Source organism: Streptococcus sp. HPH0090 (assembly GCF_000411475.1).
Lineage (GTDB): Bacteria > Bacillota > Bacilli > Lactobacillales > Streptococcaceae > Streptococcus.
In genome coordinates this window covers 1067918-1085777 of the sequence record NZ_KE150464.1, presented here as the reverse complement: position 1 = coordinate 1085777, position 17860 = coordinate 1067918, and the positions used below count along the sequence as shown (strand labels likewise).

Genomic DNA, 17860 nt, shown 5'->3' with positions numbered 1-17860 from the left:
TCCTGGTTTTTCTTATCCTTCCATATATGCTCGGAGTTCATCGCCCTTTAGTCCTGCATTAATCGCAATAAGGAGTTTAAGACGTGCTTTCTGAGCATTTAATTCTTTTACAAAATAAACACCATCATTTTGAAGGCAAATTCCTCCGCCTTCATAGGCATAAACAGGTTCTGCAATCCCATTGAAACAACGAGAAACGAGTGCAATAGGAAGTCCTGTTTGACAGAGAGATTTCAGTTTTTGAGCAGTTTCTTTAGGCACATTTCCAGCACCAAAAGCTTGAATTATCAGCCCATCTAACTGATCTACAGGAAGTAAATCAAGAAGCTCCTCAGTCATGCCCGCATAAACAGGTACGATAGGAACCAATCCCTGAATGTGGTCCAAGTCAAAACGAACACGAGGTTCTGCCGTTTTGAAGTAGAGAATTTCATGCTTCATAATGAGTCCAAGTGGACCGTGAGTCGGTGTTTGAAAGGTACTAACATTTGTAGTATGTGTTTTAGTGACATACTTCGCAGCGTGAATTTCGTCGTTCATAACGACTAGCACACCCTTATCTGCAGCCTTGTCATCACTAGCCACACGTAAGGCGCTAAGATAATTATAGACGCCATCACTTCCTAGTTCATTGGAAGATCTCATAGCACCTGTTAAAACGATAGGCATATGAGGAACCTCCATGGTATCTAGAAAATAGGCAGTTTCTTCTAGAGTATCTGTCCCATGTGTAATCACAACGCCATCGTATGCAGCTGCCTCTTCTTTTATCTTTTTGTAAAGAGCTAGCATATGCTTGGGTTTGATATGTGGACTTGGTAAATTTAAAAAATCCAAGGAATGGACTTCGATGCCTTCGAGTGGATTAGAGATATGGTTCATAGGGTTGTCAGCACTAGTTCTTACAGCTCCAGATTCATCTGCCTGCATGGAAATAGTACCACCAGTATGTAAAACAAGGATTTTCTTAGTCATGATTCACTCACTTTTTCTGAAATGTGGTATAATCATTGTATCATAAAAGAAAGGAATGAGATAGGATGGAAGTCAAAGCAGTTTTTTTTGATATCGATGGAACGCTTGTAAATGACCGTAAGAGTGTTTTGAAGTCCACTAAAGAAGCTATCAAGATTGTGAAAGAGCAAGGGGTGCTTGTTGGAGTAGCAACAGGGCGAGGACCTTTTTTTGTTAAGGATTTGATGGACGACTTAGACCTGGATTTTGCAGTAACCTACAATGGCCAATATATCTTTAACAAAGACCGTGTTCTTTTTGCTAGCCCTATTGATAAGAGAAGTCTCAGACAAATCATCTCTTATGCCAAGGAAAATCGAAAAGAGATTGCCATGGGAAGGAGACAAGATGTTGTCGGTTCTCGTATCATGTCCTTTGGGCTTAGTCCTCTGTCACAATTAGTTAGTCGTTTTGTGCCTAAGTTCTTAACACGTACTGTAAGTCATTCCTTTAATCGCATGATCAGCAAGGCGCTACCTCAGAAGGAAGATGATTTGCTGGACTTGATTAACCAACCGGTCTACCAGGTGCTCATGTTGATGACTCCTGAGGAGACCAATCATGCGGCTGAGCAATTAAGTCATCTCAAGTTTACTAGGAGTAATCCTTTTGCGGCGGATATTATCAATCAAGGAAATTCCAAGTTGGAAGGAATTCGCCGTGTCGGAAAAGAGTACGGTTTTGATCTCAATCAAGTCATGGCCTTTGGTGACTCAGATAATGACTTGGAGATGTTGGCTGGAGTTGGGATGTCTGTTGCCATGGGAAATGGTAGCAGTAGTGTGAAAGAGGTTGCCAAGCATATTACTGCCAGCAACCAAGATGACGGCATTCACAAGGCTTTAGAATATTTTGGAGTCTTGGCTTCTGAAAAAGTCTTTGTTAGTCGCGACTATCATTTCAATAAAGTCAAAACCTTCCATCACATGATGGATGAGCGAACTCAAGAAGAACCTATCGCTTGGGATTTAGAAGGGGCAACTCACCGTGCTGGCTTTAAGATTGAAGAGTTAGTTGAGTTTGTCCGCGCTGCCAGCAATTCTGAAGAGGAATTCCAACAAGCCGTACAAGATTTGCATCGAGCACTCGATAAAGCAGCAGAAAAAGTAAGTAAGTCAACACCAGCTGAGAAAAGCCTCGTTGGTCAAGTAGATGCTTTGATTGATACGCTCTACTTTACTTATGGTAGTTTTGTTCTGATGGGGGTAGACCCAGAGAGAATCTTTGAGATTGTCCATCAAGCGAATATGGGTAAAATCTTCCCAGATGGTAAAGCTCATTTTGATCCAGTAACCCACAAAATCTTGAAACCAGATAACTGGAAAGAAAAATATGCTCCAGAACCTGCGATCAAAAAGGAGATAGAGCGCCAAATTAAGGCTTATGAACGCCATAAGGAAAGAGAAAATAGAATGAGTTAGAAGCTTCAAGATGAAAAATTAAAATACCTATTGGATTTATTCAATAGGTATTTTTGTTCATATTAGATTTTGGAGCTAGTTTACACGACTTTTTTCTTTAGATGTTACATCTTTTACAGCTTCGACACCTTCACTTGCTTTTTCTTTAGCAGTTGATACACCATTACTGAAACCAGATTTAACTTTTCCAAATTGTTCGGATGCAAATTCACCTGTTGACTCTGCTACGTCAGTTACTCTATCTTGAAGACTCACTGAATCTGCTTCAAATTGTTCTTTTGTTTTGATATCAACAACGTTCACATTTACTTCAACAACTTCAAGATTTGTCATTTGTGAAACCTCAGAAGTGACAACTTTTTTAATTTTGTTGTATAGTTCAGGAACGTTAATTTTGTATTCTACAACAACATTCAAATCGACAGCAACTTGTGTCTTACCAACTTCAACATTAACTCCACGAGTAACATTATCTGTGTTAATAATTTTTTCAGTTAAATTAGAGAAAAATCCTCCATCAACGTCCAAAAGACCAGGTACTTTTTCTAGTGCTAGACCAATAATTTTTTGGATAACCTTATTTTCATAAGTAAGGCTTCCTTTTACTTCATGAGTAGTAGCAGTAGATTCATTTTTTTCTGTAGAAACGTTTTTTTCCAAGTTTGACATATGCAACTCCTTATTATTTATTTATATAGTTTTTTTGGATATATAATCCAATTACAATTCCTAAAGCTCCGAAAATCAAAACAAATAGTGTTTTGAAGAAACCAAAGGAAATAATTAAACAAGCTAGAATAATACCTATTAAGCCTGATAAAATTGGATACTGATACTTTTTAAGTAATTCCATCTTTTCACTTCCTTAATCTACACGACTTGTAGTTTTCTTGTGTTGAGTTGGAGGTTGATAGTTTTTAACCAAAACTTCAAGTTTTACCTCACGTTCAAGACCAAAAAACTGCCTTAATCCTTGAGTTATTTCATTTTGAATTGACTGGCACTTAGTAGAGATGTTGTCTGAAGTAATTATTCTACCTTCCACGTAAACAAAACATTTATTTCTTCTGATATTTACACGGATAGTTGGATTTTTAATCAACTCATATTCATCAACAACACATCTAACGAACCCTTCAATAGCTGAATTTTTTAGTTTAAGCTTATCATCTTTAGTACCTAATTGAATATCCAGATATTGTTTAGGATAAAATAGTATAACTAGGATTGATGATAAAACTAATACTGATAGGATTAATGTCCCCCAAAAAATGTATTTTGAAATGAATGTAGCAAAACTCCATTCTCTCCAACTAAACAATTGAATGCCTAAGTCACTTGCTTGTTGGTAATCAATCAAGATGGGGAGGAAGACTGTCAAGATAAGAATACAGAAAATAAGTAAAAGTATTTTCTTTGTTTTTGACATATACAATCCTTTCGAATTAAGCTCATAGATTATTGTAATAGTTTAGGCAGGTGTACAACAATCTATCATCTTCAAGATAGAAGAATACGGAATTAGTGACTTTGAAAAGTGCTACTATGATAGATGAGGTTAGCTAATTTAGTTAACGAAGGGCTCATCACCCCGAGGGATTGTTAATAGAGAACTAGGAAAATGGAGTAAGTAGTTTCAAAACAAAATGTATGATACCCTTAGACGTAAAAATGCCAAGTTGTCTATAACAAGTGGCAAAAAAATGGGTCTCCTTTTCTAAACTGCGAATACATTCTCAGTTGTTTTTAGTATAGCATTTTATGAAAGCACTGTCAATTTTGAACATCCTCTCCTTTACTTTACAGATTAGTTTAGGATTTTTTGACGAATATAGTCCTCGCTGTATAAAAGGCTATCACTAATAAAAAGCGAGGCCGGGATTTTCCCGACCTCTTTTGTTCTCATTATAAAGTTTTATCCTTGTCTCGAACAACGAGAAGGTCAACACTTGTATGGCGTAGGATATATTCTGATGAAGATCCGACAAGCAAACGTTCGAAGGCGTTAAGCCCAGTTGCTCCAACCAAAATCAAATCAACATGTTCTTGTTCAGGGATTGTTTTGGCTAAAAGAGTTTTAGGATTTCCCATTTCGATGACAACTTTTATGTCTGTAAGACCAGCGTCTCTAGCACGCTTTTCATATTCTGCCATCAAGTCTTGGGCTTCCACTTGTAACTCTTCATAAACTTCAGCATCAAATGTTGAAATACTTTGAAGAGCACGAGTGTCAATGACATGGGCAATGGTTAATTTAGCTTGGTTACGCACAGCTGACTGAACTCCCTTAACAAAAGCCAAATCAGCTTCTTTAGAACCGTCGACTGCTACCATGATGTTTTCGTAACGTTGTGTCATAGCAAAAACCTCCTCATTTCTTATCATCCTCATTGTAATCCTTTTCACTAAAAAAGTAAAGTAAAAAATGATAGGAAGGAAAACGCTTTTGACTTTGCTTTTAAGAGTGCTATAATTAAATGTGAGAAAACAAGAGGGATTGATATGACAAAAATTGCGGTACTTTCAGATATTCATGGCAACACAGGAGCATTGGAAGCAGTTCTCACAGATGCGGAAAAGGCAGGAGTTGAGGAATATTGGCTTTTGGGAGATATTCTCATGCCAGGAACAGGACGAAAAAGTATCCTCAGACGATTGGAGGAATTGCCGATTACGGTTCGGGTTCTGGGGAATTGGGAAGAAAGTTTATGGCGGGCTGCTCACCGCAAATTAGATACTAGAAGACCCAGTCATCGCTATCTTTTGCGTCAATGTCAGTATATCATGGAAGAAATTAGTCTAGATGAGATTGAAGAACTTCAGGATTTTCCTATGCACACCCATCGCCAGTTTGGAAATCTAAAGGTGGGGATTAGTCATCATTTACCGGATAAAAATTGGGGAAGAGAACTGATTCATCTTGGTAAGCAGGAAGATTTTGACCGTTTGGTGACGAATCCTGACTGTGATATTGCGATTTATGGGCATATTCATCAACAGTTTCTTCGCTATGGAAGTGGTGGGCAACTTATTTTGAACCCTGGTTCGATTGGGCAACCATTCTTTTTATCAGCAAGTCTGCGTGGGGACTTGCGAGCCCAGTATATGATTTTGGACTTTGATGACAAAGGACTGAAGGATGTAGACTTTCGACGTGTTGATTATGATGTTGAGGCAGAATTGCAGCTGGCTAGAGAGTTACAGTTGCCCTACTATAAAATTTACTATGAAAGCTTAGTCAATGGAATTCACCACACTCATAATCAAGAATTACTCCATGAAATTGCTCAAAATGAAGGACATGATGCAGAATTGGATGACTGGCTCAGTCGTAACTCTTGACATTACAACTAGAGGAGTTATAATAAATATAAGAGAAGAATGAGCTTAGTTAACGAAAAAGGAGAACTGCATGCAAATTTCAAGTCGCTTTACCATTGCAACCCATATGCTGGTTATCATTGCTCTTGAAGGAAAAGAAAACAAAGTTACCAGTGATTTGCTAGCTAGTAGCGTAGGAGTCAATCCTGTTATTATCCGTAAAACCTTGTCCCAACTGAAAAAAGCGAACTTGATTTCTGTTGCGCGTGGGACTGGAGGAGCAGAAATCATCAAAAATCTTGAAGATATCAGTCTCTTAGATGTTTATCAAGCTGTTGAATGCCTCGGAAAGACTGGTCAACTCTTTAGTTTTCATGACAATCCAAATCCAAATTGTCCAGTTGGAGCCAATATTCATGGGGTTTTGGATCAAAAACTCGATAAGATTCAGATGGCAATGGAGCAGGAGTTGGGTCAAACTAGTCTTGCTCAACTAGTGGCAGATGCAAAAGCAAAAATAAAAAGTTAAGAGGAATTTAGTTCCTCTTTTCTTATAAGGGAATCCTCTGGTAATAAAAGTCTCAATTTTGACTCTCTAATTTAAAAAAGCAAGAATTTTTTAGTTCTTGCTTTTTTGTTGATTATTTATAAAGTGCTGAATTATTGAAGCCTATAACCCTATTATTTCTCTTTTTTCTTTAGGAAACTTCCAAGTCCGAGAAGGGAGAGGATGCTGAATCCAGCAAGAGCAAGGAGGGATTTGCTCTCAGTTCCTGTGTTTGGAAGGAGGTTCTGAGAGTGAGCCTCTGCAGCAGTTTCTTGAGTTTCAGGATTGGCTGCTAGGTTTTGAGCTTGACCTTGTTCTGGTTCGACTTCCAAGCTAGAAAGATCAAATTCTGGTTTTTCTTCTACGGCTGGAGCGACGATGGCGCCACCTTGAGACAAGCGGAGAACGACAGCAGTGAGAGCGTTCAATTTCAAGCCTTTTTCAGTCCATTCGAGACCTTGAGGTTTAGCGATTCCTACTGGTCCGGCTTGATTTTCATCTGCCAAAACTTCAGCATTTCTTAAGTGAGCAAAGTCTGTTCCTAGAGTGAATTCACGAGCCTTTTCATCTGCATTTACAAAGACAGCGTAGATATCTCCATTTGGAGCAGTGATTTGGTAGCCGATGACCACATCTTCATTTTTAACTCCATTTTGTCCTGGGACAGTAATGAGGCGGACACGCTCCTTGATATCTTGCAGACTCTTGAGTCGGAAGGCATCTGTAGATTGACGAAGAGCAATCAGTCCTTTCATGTAGTCGCGACTCTTGACATTTTCAGGGAAAGCTTTACCATCTGTAGCCTTAGTCCAGTCAAACTTGTTGACAGCATCGCTAGAGTCATAAGAGTCATGGATGAAATATGGATAGACAAATGGATTGCCGTCCTTATCACGCAACAAGTGAGATTTGTTTGGAACCTTATCCTCTGAAACAGGAGTTTTATAGGCTGGATCCAGGAATTGTTTGGTACGTCCATACTCCTGACCAGAGTGGATAAATGGTGTTCCTTGTGCCGTTAAGACCATGAGGTTTCCAAGTCGTAAACGACGATGTATTTCCGCATAGTTCTCAGCCTTACTTGGGTCTTTTTTGATAGATTGGGCAATGATGTCAAAGAGGGTCAAGTTATCATGGGCTGCGATATACTGGATAACATCTCCTGGGTTGTCCGCTTCAAAGTTGGTTGGTTGAGCAATGAGATTTTTAAAGATGGTATTGATATCACGTTTACCACCTGTGATAAAGGCAGGTTGCCCTTCGTTTGGATAGCCAGACTTGAGGTTGTTGCGGATGTCGTCTGAAAAGACAGCGACAGTATCTGTTTTCTTCATCCAATCTTGGTCAGCAGGTTGTACAGGCGTATTTTCATCACCAGTGTAGGTTCTCCAGCCTTCACCTAACATGATAAGGTGTGGATTGAGGGCGCGTGCAGCCTTATAAGCTTCTTCGATAGAAGCTGCATCGTGGTCTCCCATCATATCGAAACGGAAACCATCCACTTTGTAGGTGTCAACCAGGTACTTGATAGAGTCTACCAAGACACGTTTAGACATGTAGTGGGTTGTTCCTAGACGACCACCACCAAAGTTAGTACGTGGCGAACCATCAGCATCCATGAAGTGGTAGTAGTTTGGCTCAAGGTCTTCAAAGATATCGACATTGGCAGTATGGTTGTATACTACGTCCAAGATGGCTCCCATGCCACGTTTGTGGATCTCGTTCACGAGATTTTTAAATTCTGCGATACGTTTTTCTGGATTCTTAGGATCACTTGAGTACATACCGGTTAAGGAGAAGTAGTTTTGAGGGTCATAACCCCAGTTGTAGTTGCTATTGCTTGAAGCATAACCAGCTAAGCGTTCTTGGTTCTTCAATTCATTGACATAGTAGTAAGACAAGACAGGAAGGAGTTGGATGTGGGTAACACCTAAATCCTTGAGGTAGTCAAGCTTTTCGATAAAGGCTTCAAAGGTACCAAAGGGTTTTGTCAAGTCTTTTGCGATGGCAGGATCTGAAGTGAAGTCGCGAACATGGGCTTCATAGATGACAGCATCTTCACGTGATTTGAAGTTGCGAATTTTACCATAGGTCAAGTCTTGTGGACCTAGTTTTGATGGATCTACAAAGGCAGCTTTAGCAACTTTATGAGCAGGATCTGTTTTTGCTAGATCGCTATTCCAAGCTGCTAGTGATTTAGCATAAGGGTCTAGCGCAAGGATGGATTTGCCTTGGCGTTCGATTTGGTAGTGGTAGTAGTAACCAGTGTAGTTACTGATGCCGAGACCTGAATTTTCATCTAGAGTTTGTTTCCAAGTTCCTTTTTCTCCCTTTTCAAGGGCTACAGTTCCGACCACTTTTTCAGGATCTCTCTTATCGTAGACGACAACGGCAACTTTATCGGCACTTGGAGACCAGAGGGTGAGTTCAACGCGCTTGCCATCTTCTTTGAGGTTAGCACCGAGAGGACCGTCGTAACTGTAGGTTTCGTCCTTGAGACGCCAGCTAGAACGAGTTGTGAAACGATCTGAATCGTAAGCAACTGTGTAAGGGTTTTGAGTATCAGAGAAGTCACCGATGTAGGTTACTTTCTTACCAGCTTCATCTAGTTCGAGATCTGTGATGGCTATTTTGTTCCCTTGGTGGTCAGTGATGTTAGAATGTTTGAGGATATCTTCTTTCTTGGCACCAACTAGGGTAGAAAAACTGCTTTCGATACGAGACTTAGCGACATGTTGAGCACCAGTCATGCGAATATCGTGAACATAATATGGGTTGGTGTAGATAGTTGCATCATCATCTTTGAGGAAAATCTGACTGTGATTTTTCAAATCTGTGAATTTATAGTCTTCTTTTCTGATTTTCACATCATCTCCCTTTTTGCTTTCGTCTAGTAATAAAAAACCGAATTCTCTTGCAGCTTCATTCAGTGGAATATCAATGTAGCGACCGTGTTTTCCAGTTTCGGTAAAGTCTGTTCCATCAGGCCATTCTCCACTACTTGGATTCTTGACATCACCCCAGTACCAGAGGGATTTTTTATCATAATTTCCATCTGTTCGATAATAGTTGACACGAATAGTTCCTGCTGGTTGAGGTTGATAGTTGTATACTTTATAGTTTTCATCTAGCCAAGCTTCATTCATTTTTGGAGAGAGACGCTCTACAGAACGGTCTCCAGTAAGATTATCTCCTTTTGTATTGTTGATGAGGAAGCTGACCTTCTTGGCTTGATCATTTTTGAGTTTGACATCCAGGTAGTAGCCATAGTCATCTCGTTTGGCATCTTTAAATGACTGGGCTCCATTTGGCCAATTTTCAGATGGTTTTTCGACATCGTCCCAGGTCCAAAGTCCTTGAGAATCCTTAGTTTCTTCTGGGAGTTTTTTTACATGGATACGGAAGTAGTTGTCTGCGATTGGAGTTTCAGAATTAGTTTCTACTTTTGTTTTTTCATCTGAAACTGGACTTGCAGCTACTTCAGTTTTTTTATCCTCTGAAGTTGTGGCTGGCTCGTCTTTCTTTTCTACTTGATCGCTAGAAGGATTGGTTGTTGCACCCTCAGCTTTAGCATTTTCAGTAGTTAAAGCTACTTCAGATTTTTTAGCCTTTTCTTCAGTTTCGAGGGAATCACTTTCATTGTTTTGGTCAGAAACAGGAATTGGAACTGGCATAGAATTTGTATCTGCAGGGTTAACAGTAACAGCGCTTACATTTTCTCTAGTGCTTGATAAATTCTCATCTGCAGTAACATGAGGAGTTGCAAGAGCTAGTAGGATAAAGCTAGCACCAATAAGTACTGACCCTGTTCCATTTTTTAGAGAACGAATACTATAAACCATTTTTTTCTAGTGCTGAGGAAATATGTTTTTCATCAATAGTCTCCTATAAATTTATTTTTAAATCAGTATAACATGGGGTAAAAAATTGTGCAAGCGTTTTCCTAAAAGCTATGCTATTAAAAAAAACTCTCCTTGATTTTTAAGGAGAGTTTTTTTATAGAAATACTTGAAAGAAGGCAATGGGAAAGTTTCTCGGCTTATGGAAGAATGGGGTGAGAATTTTTTTCAGTTGCTACCCTTAGAAGAGAGACTATTTTTCGCTGATGCGAGAAATAATTGTGAAGGTTTATTAAGGAAAAGATCTTCTGAACTATAAAGTATTTGTGTCTGGATGTCTGAGAAACCATGATTTTTTATATTCTCTTCAAGTTCAGAAATGATAAAACCATGTTTTTCTTTATCTGGCTTGGTATAGTCGGCGATAAATAATTGTCCACCATGAGTCAAATGTTCCTTAAACATGGCGAGACTGTCATCAAGATTAGGCATATGATGAAGAACACGACTGACGATAATGAGATCGAATGTTTGTTCTAATGGCTTATGCAATAAGTCTTGATGAATCAAGTCTATATTTTCAAGTTTTTGGTTTTTAATCTTGATACGAGCTTGCTCCAGCATTTTATCTGAAATATCAACCAAGGTCACTGAATTTACTTTTTTGGCTAGAGGTAGAGAGATTAGACCAGTTCCTCCTCCAAAGTCTAGAATTGATTTACTTGATAAATCGTGCATTTGTTTTTCAATATTTTTTATGATAAGTTCGGCAAGAAATTTATTTTTGGGAGAATCAAACGATTCGGCACGATGATTAAAATGATGTTCCATGTTAATAGTTTAGCATAAAGAGAAAACATTTTGAGATTATAGATATCTCTTGTTCAAAAAAGTTTAGGGTTTTGACTGCTCTTTGGTTCTTTTTTAAAAATTGATGGGGACAGAAGGTTTTGAGGTTTAGCTTTATTAAGCTGAGAATATAAAAAAGAGAAAAAGTAAAAATCGTGTTATAATAAATGAATAGAATCGTAAGAAAGAGTGGATGAATGTGTGATAATTCCTACTTATAATTGGAAATTTTCTCCGCAAGTTGAGGATGCGGATTTTACAAAGATAGCCAAGAGTGCAGGCTTGAGTTCTGAAGTCGCTTGTTTGTTGTTTCAACGTGGAATCAAGGACGAAAGTTGCCTGAAGAAATTTTTAGAACCTTCTTTGGAAGATTTACATGACCCTTATCTATTACATGATATGGATAAGGCAGTTGAGCGGATTCGCCTTGCCATCGAGCGAGGAGAATTGATTCTCGTCTATGGTGACTACGATGCAGATGGGATGACTTCAGCTTCGATTATCAAGGAGAGTTTGGAACAATTAGGGGCAGAGTGTCTGGTTTATCTCCCAAATCGCTTTACAGATGGTTATGGTCCAAATGCCAGTGTTTACAAATATTTCATCGAGCAACAGGGTGTGTCTTTGATTGTGACAGTGGATAATGGAGTTGCTGGACACGAAGCCATTGATTTGGCTCAGTCTATGGGAGTGGATGTCATTGTGACAGACCACCACTCCATGCCAGAAGTTTTACCAGATGCATATGCAATCGTCCATCCTGAACATCCAGAAGCAGATTATCCTTTTAAACATTTAGCAGGCTGTGGAGTTGCTTTTAAACTAGCTTGTGCCCTCTTGGAGGAAGTGCAGGTTGAGTTGCTTGACTTGGTTGCCATTGGAACCATTGCGGATATGGTTAGCCTGACGGATGAAAATCGTATCATGGTTCAGTACGGTCTAGAAGTTTTACGCAATACTCAACGAATTGGTCTCCAAGAACTCTTTGAAATTGCAGGAATTGCTAGTAGTGATATTACAGGTGAAACAGTTGGTTTTCAGTTGGCGCCACGTTTGAATGCCCTAGGACGCTTGGATGATCCCAATCCAGCGATTGATTTACTGACTGGCTTTGATGATGAAGAGGTGCATGAGATTGCCCTCATGATTCAAGAAAAAAATGAAGAACGCAAGGAAATCGTTCAATCCATCTATGAAGAAGCTAAAAGTTTGGTAGATCCTAACAAAAGTGTTCAAGTTTTAGCTAAGGAAGGCTGGAACCCGGGCGTACTTGGGATTGTAGCAGGTCGCTTATTGGAAGAGCTGGGACAAACAGTTATTGTTTTAAATCTTGAAGATGGACGTGCTAAGGGAAGTGCGCGGAGTATTGAAGCTGTCGATATCTTTGAAGCCTTGGATCCACATCGTGAACTTTTCATCGCCTTTGGTGGCCATGCAGGTGCCGCAGGTATGACGCTCGAAGCTGAACAGTTAGACGCCTTGTCAGAAATTTTAGAAACCTATGTAAAAGACAAAGGGATAGATGCCAAAGGTAAGAGTAAATTATATCTAGATGAAGAACTAGATTTGGAAAACTTGAGTTTAGATACGGTTAAAAGTTTTGAACGATTAGCTCCTTTCGGGATGGATAATCAAAAGCCTGTCTTCTATATTCGAAATTTTCAAGTTGAAAATGCTCGTTCTATGGGAGCAGGCGATAGTCACCTGAAATTGAAAATATCCAAAGGTAATGCGAACTTTGAAGTAGTTGCTTTTGGTCAAGGGTCGAAAGCGACAGAATTTGCGCAGACCAAACAACTGGAGTTGGCAGTCACTCTTTCCGTTAACCAGTGGAATGGACAAACAACCCTCCAGTTGATGATGGTAGACGCTCGTGTAGACGGTGTTCAACTCTTTAATATTCGTGGGAAGACTGCAGCTCTACCAGAAGGAGAACCAGTACTTGATTTTACAGGAGAATTGCCTGATATTTCTTCAAGTCAAGCTGTTGTGATCAAGAATCTCCCGGAAGACATCAGGATTCTCAAGGACATTTTCCAGCAACATGATTTTCTAGCAGTCTACTTTAAAAATGATATCGACAAGCCCTACTATTTGACTGGCTCTGGTACAAGAGAGCAGTTTGCTAAGCTTTATAAGACTATCTACCAGTTTCCAGAATTCGATATCCGTTATAAATTAAAAGATCTATCAGCTTATCTTAAAATTGAGCAAATCTTACTCGTTAAGATGATTCAAATTTTTGAAGAGCTTGGTTTTGTCACCATTGAAAATGGTGTGATGAGGGTTAATAAAGATGCGGCTAAACGGGACATTGCTGAAAGTCAGATTTATCAAAATCTCAAACAAACTGTTAAAGACCAAGAAATGATGGCACTAGGTACAGTGCAGGAAATGTATGATTTCTTGATGGGAAAATAAAAGGAAAGAAGCTGAGGTAATCTATCTCAGCTTTTTTGTAGTCTCTTATAATTTTAAATGTTGTGTTCTTTAGAGCGTCATGTAGTAAAAGTAAACAGATTTGTAACATGACTACAACATAACTCTAAAATAATTGACATGTAAAAGATGTATGATTCTCTTGTCAACAAAAAAATTAAAAATGATCAATAAAATTTTAGGAGAAAATTGTTATGAAAAAAACAGTTGCTAAACTGACTCTTGGTTTAACATCTACAGCTATTTTGGCTACAGTTGGTGCTCAGACTGTTAGCGCAGACTCTTACGTTGTTCAAGACGGGGATTCATTTTTTGGTATTGCTGCTGCAAGTGGTATGGATCCTTATGTATTGGCTGCTAATAATGGGAAAAACATTTTTGATACCATCCACCCAGGTGATGTGCTCGAAGTGAGCGGCTCAACTCAAGCGAATTATTCATACAATGCTCCAGCTTCTGAAGCAACAAGTACTTTGAATCCAGCTTCAGATGATGATGTTGTCGTGAATACTCCGACAAACTATGGGAACTCATACCCTGTTGGTCAGTGTACATGGGGCGTGAAAGAATTGGCGCCTTGGGCTAGCAACTGGTGGGGAAATGCTAACACTTGGGCAATCTACGCAAGTGCTCAAGGTTATAAGACAGGTAGCGTTCCAGTAGTAGGTGCAATCGCCGTTTGGGACGGTGGTGAATATGGTCACGTTGCTTATGTCACAGATGTTCAAAGTGAAAACTCTATCCAGGTCTTGGAAGCAAACTACAGACGTCAAAAGCAGATTGCTAATTACCGTGGTTTCTTTAACCCTCATGAATTTTTAGGTAACGTCACTTATATCTATCCAAACTAAAAAATAATTAAAAAGATTTAGAAACTCTAAATCTTTTTTTAGTTACTCCTTCCTAGTTATTTAGATTTTAGTGGTGAATGTTCTATACTTGAAATCCTGTCTTCATTTTGAAAATTAGTAAAAAAATGGTATAATGAGAAGAAAAGATTCGGATAAAAGTAAATTGAACTTTTAAAAAAAGAGAGTTATATAGACTCTACAAACACGATATAGTAATACTTCGGAGGGAAAATGACCAATATTAAATTAACAACTTTGGGTGGTGTTCGTGAAAATGGGAAAAACATGTACATCGCAGAAATTAACGACTCAATCTTTGTTTTAGATGCAGGTTTGAAATATCCTGAAAATGAGCAGTTGGGTGTCGATGTCGTTATTCCAAACATGGAATATCTGTTTGAAAATAGTGATCGTATTGCCGGTGTCTTTTTAACACACGGACACGCGGATGCAATCGGAGCTCTTCCTTATCTCTTATCAGAAGTAAAAGTTCCTGTCTTTGGTTCAGAGTTAACTGTCGAACTTGCTAAGCTATTTGTAAAGGGGAATGATAGCGTTAAGAAATTCGATGACTTCCATGTTATTGATGAAAATACAGAAATCGACTTTGGCGGTACGGAGGTTTCCTTCTTCCGCACAACTCACTCTATCCCAGAGAGTCTGGGTGTCGTTTTGAAAACATCTAAAGGAAGTATCGTTTATACAGGGGACTTCAAATTTGACCAAACGGCTAGCGAATCATATGCGACTGACTTCGGTCGTTTAGCAGAAATTGGTCGCGAAGGAGTTTTAGCTCTTCTAAGCGACTCAGCAAACGCAGACAGTAATATTCAAGTAGCCAGCGAAAGTGAAGTTGGTGATGAAATTACGCAAACCATTTCTGACTGGGATGGACGTATCATCGTAGCTGCCGTTGCAAGTAACCTTTCTCGCATTCAGCAAGTCTTTGATGCTGCTGCAGAGACAGGACGTCGCGTTGTTTTGACTGGATTTGATATTGAAAATATCGTTCGTACAGCTATTCGCTTGAAAAAATTGTCATTGGCTAACGAAAGTCTCTTGATTAAACCTAAAGATATGTCTCGTTTTGAAGACCACGAGTTAATTATCCTGGAAACCGGTCGTATGGGTGAACCGATTAATGGACTCCGTAAAATGTCAATCGGTCGTCACCGCTATGTTGAAATCAAGGATGGAGACTTGGTTTATATCGTTACAACGCCATCAATTGCTAAGGAGGCTGTGATGGCACGTGTAGAAAACATGGTCTACCAAGCAGGTGGTGTCGTTAAGCCGATTACTCAAAGCTTGCGTGTATCAGGGCATGGGAATGCACGTGATCTTCAATTAATGATTAATCTCTTACATCCTCAGTATCTCTTCCCAATCCAGGGAGAATACCGTGAGTTGGATGCTCATGCCAAGGCTGCTATGGCTGTTGGGTTGCTACCAGAGCGTATTTTTATCCCTAAAAAAGGGACTACTATGTCTTATGAGCATGGGGACTTTGTTCCATCTGGTGCAGTTGCTGCAGGTGATGTCTTGATTGATGGTAATGCCATTGGGGATGTTGGGAACGTTGTTCTTCGTGACCGCAAGGTCTTGTCAGAAGATGGTATCTTTATCGTAGCTATCACTGTTAACCGTCGTGAGAAGAAGATCATTGCTAAAGCGCGAGTACATACGCGTGGATTTGTCTATCTCAAGAAGAGTCGCGATATTTTACGTGAAAGTACAGAGTTAGTGAACCAAACCGTTGAAGATTATCTCCAAGGTGAGGACTTTGACTGGGCTGATCTTAAAGGGAAGGTCCGTGATAATTTGGCAAAATTCCTTTTTGACCAAACCAAGCGTCGTCCAGCTATCCTCCCAGTAGTCATGGAAGCAAAATAAGGATTAAATAGCAAGGAGAGAAAGTCGAGTTTCGGCTTTTTCTTATCTCAAACAAATAAGGAGCAAGTTATGGCAGTAATGAAGATTGAGTATTACTCAGAAGTTTTAGATATGGAGTGGGGTGTAAATGTTCTCTACCCTGATGCATCTCGGGTGACAGAACCAGACTCTACAGATATCCCTGTTCTCTATCTCCTTCATGGGATGTCAGGAAATCATAACAGTTGGCTTAAACGGACCAACGTAGAGCGCTTGGTGCGAGGAACCAATCTGATTGTTGTTCTGCCAAATACATGTAATGGCTGGTACACAGATACTCAGTATGGCTATAACTACTATACAGCCCTAGCAGAAGAACTACCTAAGGTGCTCAAACGCTTCTTCCCAAATATGACTAACAAGCGTGAAAAGACTTTTATCGCTGGTCTTTCAATGGGAGGTTACGGTTCCTTCAAGTTGGCACTGTCAACTGATCGTTTCTCCCATGCAGCTAGTTTTTCAGGCGCTCTAAGTTTTGAAGAGTTTTCTCCTGAAAGTCAAAATCTAGGAACGAATAATTACTGGAGGGGTGTTTTTGGCAAAATCACTGACTGGGTGAATAGTCCTTACTCACTTGAAACCCTTGCTAAAAAGTCAGACAAAAAGACAAAACTCTGGGTTTGGTGCGGGGAGCAAGATTTCTTGTATACTGCTAATAATCTAGCAGTGAAGAATCTCAAGAAACTTGGTTTTGATGTGACTTATAGTCATAGTGCGGGTAACCACGAGTGGTATTATTGGGAAAAACAATTGGAACGCTTTTTAGCTACTTTGCCAATCGATTTTGTTTTGGAAGAACGCTTGTCTTGATTTTAGCTTTCTTTCAGTTTGTTTCAGTAAAATAAAGAATCTATCTTTAGAATGGGAATCCATGGCTTAAAGATGGGTTCTTATTTTTTTAGAAAGGTGGGCAATTATGGGCTGGATTATTCGTGTGTTATGTCGATTTTTACTAGGGATTTTTCGCATTTTTTGGCGCCTTATATGGACGCTTATCTTCTTCATTCTCATCACTTTTGGGATCCTCTGGTATGTGACAGGTGATTTACCTGCTACTTTAAATCAAGTTAGCAAAGTGGTCCAAGTCGGCCAAGCAGGTTGGCAACAATGGCAAGAAACTGGCACGTTGCAAGGTTTGTCTCAGACAGATCATCACCAAGATTCAGGAGCAAAATGGCCAAAGGCAGAAGCAACGATTTATATCGATCCTCAAATGGATGTTAGCTTTCAAAAAGCTTATGCTGAAGCTATTTCCAACTGGAACCAGACTGGTGCTTTTAATTTTGAGCTTGTAACCGAACCGGACCAGGCCGATATTTTCGCTACTGAAATGAATGATGGTTCGACAGCTGTAGCAGGTGAGGCGGAGAGTCAGACAAATCTCCTAACCAAACAATTAATTTCAGTGACCGTTCGCTTGAATCATTATTATCTATCCAATCCAAACTATGGTTATAGCTATGATCGTATCATGCATACAGCAGAGCATGAACTAGGTCATGCGATTGGTTTGGAACACACCAATGAAGTTTCGGTTATGCAACCAGCAGGCTCCTATTATGGAATCCAATCTCAAGATGTAAAAGAAGTTCAAGAACTGTATGATTCTGGGGAATAAGTGATTTTCTAAGGGAACTGGAGCTCTCT

At 39.5% G+C, this 17860-nt stretch carries 15 protein-coding genes; 8 read left to right on the top strand and 7 right to left on the bottom strand.

Features of this window, described 5'->3' with window-relative positions:
- Positions 1-12: 12 nt before the first annotated feature.
- Positions 13-975 (bottom strand): asparaginase, encoded by a 963-nt coding sequence (locus tag HMPREF1481_RS07235; RefSeq protein ID WP_016466822.1) that lies wholly within the window; start codon positions 973-975, stop codon positions 13-15.
- Between the two features lie 65 nt (positions 976-1040).
- Here HMPREF1481_RS07235 and HMPREF1481_RS07230 point away from each other — a divergent pair, with 65 nt between their 5' ends.
- Entirely contained in the window at positions 1041-2435 is a 1395-nt protein-coding gene (locus HMPREF1481_RS07230) for a Cof-type HAD-IIB family hydrolase (protein ID WP_016466821.1), read from the top strand.
- Between the two features lie 75 nt (positions 2436-2510).
- On the opposite strand, the gene HMPREF1481_RS07225 is transcribed toward HMPREF1481_RS07230, so the two are convergent.
- The 4 genes from HMPREF1481_RS07225 to HMPREF1481_RS07210 all read right to left on the bottom strand — a co-directional run bounded on the left by HMPREF1481_RS07225 (position 2511) and on the right by HMPREF1481_RS07210 (position 4793).
- Entirely contained in the window at positions 2511-3104 is a 594-nt protein-coding gene (locus tag HMPREF1481_RS07225) for an Asp23/Gls24 family envelope stress response protein (RefSeq protein WP_006150062.1), read from the bottom strand.
- Between the two features lie 13 nt (positions 3105-3117).
- Entirely contained in the window at positions 3118-3288 is a 171-nt protein-coding gene (locus HMPREF1481_RS10685) for a DUF2273 domain-containing protein (RefSeq protein WP_006144923.1), read from the bottom strand.
- Positions 3289-3300: 12 nt separating this feature from the next.
- The gene (gene amaP, locus HMPREF1481_RS07215; protein WP_016466820.1) at positions 3301-3864 is read right to left on the bottom strand and encodes an alkaline shock response membrane anchor protein AmaP; all 564 of its coding nucleotides are present in this window, start codon (positions 3862-3864) and stop codon (positions 3301-3303) included.
- A 476-nt stretch (positions 3865-4340) separates the two neighbouring features.
- Positions 4341-4793 carry a universal stress protein gene (locus HMPREF1481_RS07210; protein WP_016466819.1) on the bottom strand — a complete coding sequence of 151 codons (453 nt, stop codon included), beginning with the start codon at positions 4791-4793 and terminating at the stop codon, positions 4341-4343.
- A 144-nt stretch (positions 4794-4937) separates the two neighbouring features.
- Between HMPREF1481_RS07210 and HMPREF1481_RS07205 the strand changes: the two genes are divergently transcribed.
- Together HMPREF1481_RS07205 and HMPREF1481_RS07200 are read left to right on the top strand one after the other, a co-directional pair.
- Positions 4938-5777: a metallophosphoesterase family protein gene (locus HMPREF1481_RS07205; RefSeq protein ID WP_016466818.1), complete on the top strand. Its 840-nt coding sequence runs from the start codon at positions 4938-4940 to the stop codon at positions 5775-5777.
- A 70-nt stretch (positions 5778-5847) separates the two neighbouring features.
- Positions 5848-6285, top strand: a complete 438-nt coding sequence (locus HMPREF1481_RS07200) for an Rrf2 family transcriptional regulator (RefSeq protein WP_016466817.1) — start codon at positions 5848-5850, stop codon at positions 6283-6285.
- Between the two features lie 152 nt (positions 6286-6437).
- Here the strand turns inward: HMPREF1481_RS07200 and HMPREF1481_RS07195 are convergent, their stop codons facing one another.
- Together HMPREF1481_RS07195 and HMPREF1481_RS07190 are read right to left on the bottom strand one after the other, a co-directional pair.
- Positions 6438-10145, bottom strand: coding sequence for a pullulanase (locus tag HMPREF1481_RS07195; protein WP_016466816.1), 3708 nt, complete (start codon positions 10143-10145; stop codon positions 6438-6440).
- 225 nt (positions 10146-10370) lie between these two features.
- Positions 10371-10973: a class I SAM-dependent methyltransferase gene (locus tag HMPREF1481_RS07190; RefSeq protein ID WP_016466815.1), complete on the bottom strand. Its 603-nt coding sequence runs from the start codon at positions 10971-10973 to the stop codon at positions 10371-10373.
- Positions 10974-11192: 219 nt separating this feature from the next.
- Here HMPREF1481_RS07190 and recJ point away from each other — a divergent pair, with 219 nt between their 5' ends.
- The 5 genes from recJ to HMPREF1481_RS07165 all read left to right on the top strand — a co-directional run bounded on the left by recJ (position 11193) and on the right by HMPREF1481_RS07165 (position 17831).
- Positions 11193-13412, top strand: a complete 2220-nt coding sequence (recJ, locus tag HMPREF1481_RS07185; RefSeq protein WP_016466814.1) for a single-stranded-DNA-specific exonuclease RecJ — start codon at positions 11193-11195, stop codon at positions 13410-13412.
- A gap of 212 nt (positions 13413-13624) precedes the next feature.
- On the top strand, positions 13625-14281 hold the full coding sequence (locus tag HMPREF1481_RS07180; protein WP_016466813.1) for a COG3942 and LysM peptidoglycan-binding domain-containing protein: 657 nt from the start codon (positions 13625-13627) through the stop codon (positions 14279-14281).
- 231 nt (positions 14282-14512) lie between these two features.
- Positions 14513-16174, top strand: a complete 1662-nt coding sequence (locus HMPREF1481_RS07175; RefSeq protein WP_016466812.1) for a ribonuclease J — start codon at positions 14513-14515, stop codon at positions 16172-16174.
- Between the two features lie 69 nt (positions 16175-16243).
- Positions 16244-17023: an alpha/beta hydrolase gene (locus tag HMPREF1481_RS07170; RefSeq protein ID WP_016466811.1), complete on the top strand. Its 780-nt coding sequence runs from the start codon at positions 16244-16246 to the stop codon at positions 17021-17023.
- 106 nt (positions 17024-17129) lie between these two features.
- A complete protein-coding gene (locus HMPREF1481_RS07165) occupies positions 17130-17831 on the top strand; it encodes a M57 family metalloprotease (protein ID WP_016466810.1) in 702 nt (233 codons plus the stop codon).
- Positions 17832-17860: the final 29 nt, after the last annotated feature.

Coding starts and splice junctions, on each gene's coding strand:
- HMPREF1481_RS07235 (WP_016466822.1), bottom strand. CDS start 975: ATGACTAAGAAAATCCTTGTTTTACATACTGGTGGTACTATTTCCATG.
- HMPREF1481_RS07230 (WP_016466821.1), top strand. CDS start 1,041: ATGGAAGTCAAAGCAGTTTTTTTTGATATCGATGGAACGCTTGTAAAT.
- HMPREF1481_RS07225 (WP_006150062.1), bottom strand. CDS start 3,104: ATGTCAAACTTGGAAAAAAACGTTTCTACAGAAAAAAATGAATCTACT.
- HMPREF1481_RS10685 (WP_006144923.1), bottom strand. CDS start 3,288: ATGGAATTACTTAAAAAGTATCAGTATCCAATTTTATCAGGCTTAATA.
- amaP (WP_016466820.1), bottom strand. CDS start 3,864: ATGTCAAAAACAAAGAAAATACTTTTACTTATTTTCTGTATTCTTATC.
- HMPREF1481_RS07210 (WP_016466819.1), bottom strand. CDS start 4,793: ATGACACAACGTTACGAAAACATCATGGTAGCAGTCGACGGTTCTAAA.
- HMPREF1481_RS07205 (WP_016466818.1), top strand. CDS start 4,938: ATGACAAAAATTGCGGTACTTTCAGATATTCATGGCAACACAGGAGCA.
- HMPREF1481_RS07200 (WP_016466817.1), top strand. CDS start 5,848: ATGCAAATTTCAAGTCGCTTTACCATTGCAACCCATATGCTGGTTATC.
- HMPREF1481_RS07195 (WP_016466816.1), bottom strand. CDS start 10,145: ATGGTTTATAGTATTCGTTCTCTAAAAAATGGAACAGGGTCAGTACTT.
- HMPREF1481_RS07190 (WP_016466815.1), bottom strand. CDS start 10,973: ATGGAACATCATTTTAATCATCGTGCCGAATCGTTTGATTCTCCCAAA.
- HMPREF1481_RS07180 (WP_016466813.1), top strand. CDS start 13,625: ATGAAAAAAACAGTTGCTAAACTGACTCTTGGTTTAACATCTACAGCT.
- HMPREF1481_RS07175 (WP_016466812.1), top strand. CDS start 14,513: ATGACCAATATTAAATTAACAACTTTGGGTGGTGTTCGTGAAAATGGG.
- HMPREF1481_RS07170 (WP_016466811.1), top strand. CDS start 16,244: ATGGCAGTAATGAAGATTGAGTATTACTCAGAAGTTTTAGATATGGAG.
- HMPREF1481_RS07165 (WP_016466810.1), top strand. CDS start 17,130: ATGGGCTGGATTATTCGTGTGTTATGTCGATTTTTACTAGGGATTTTT.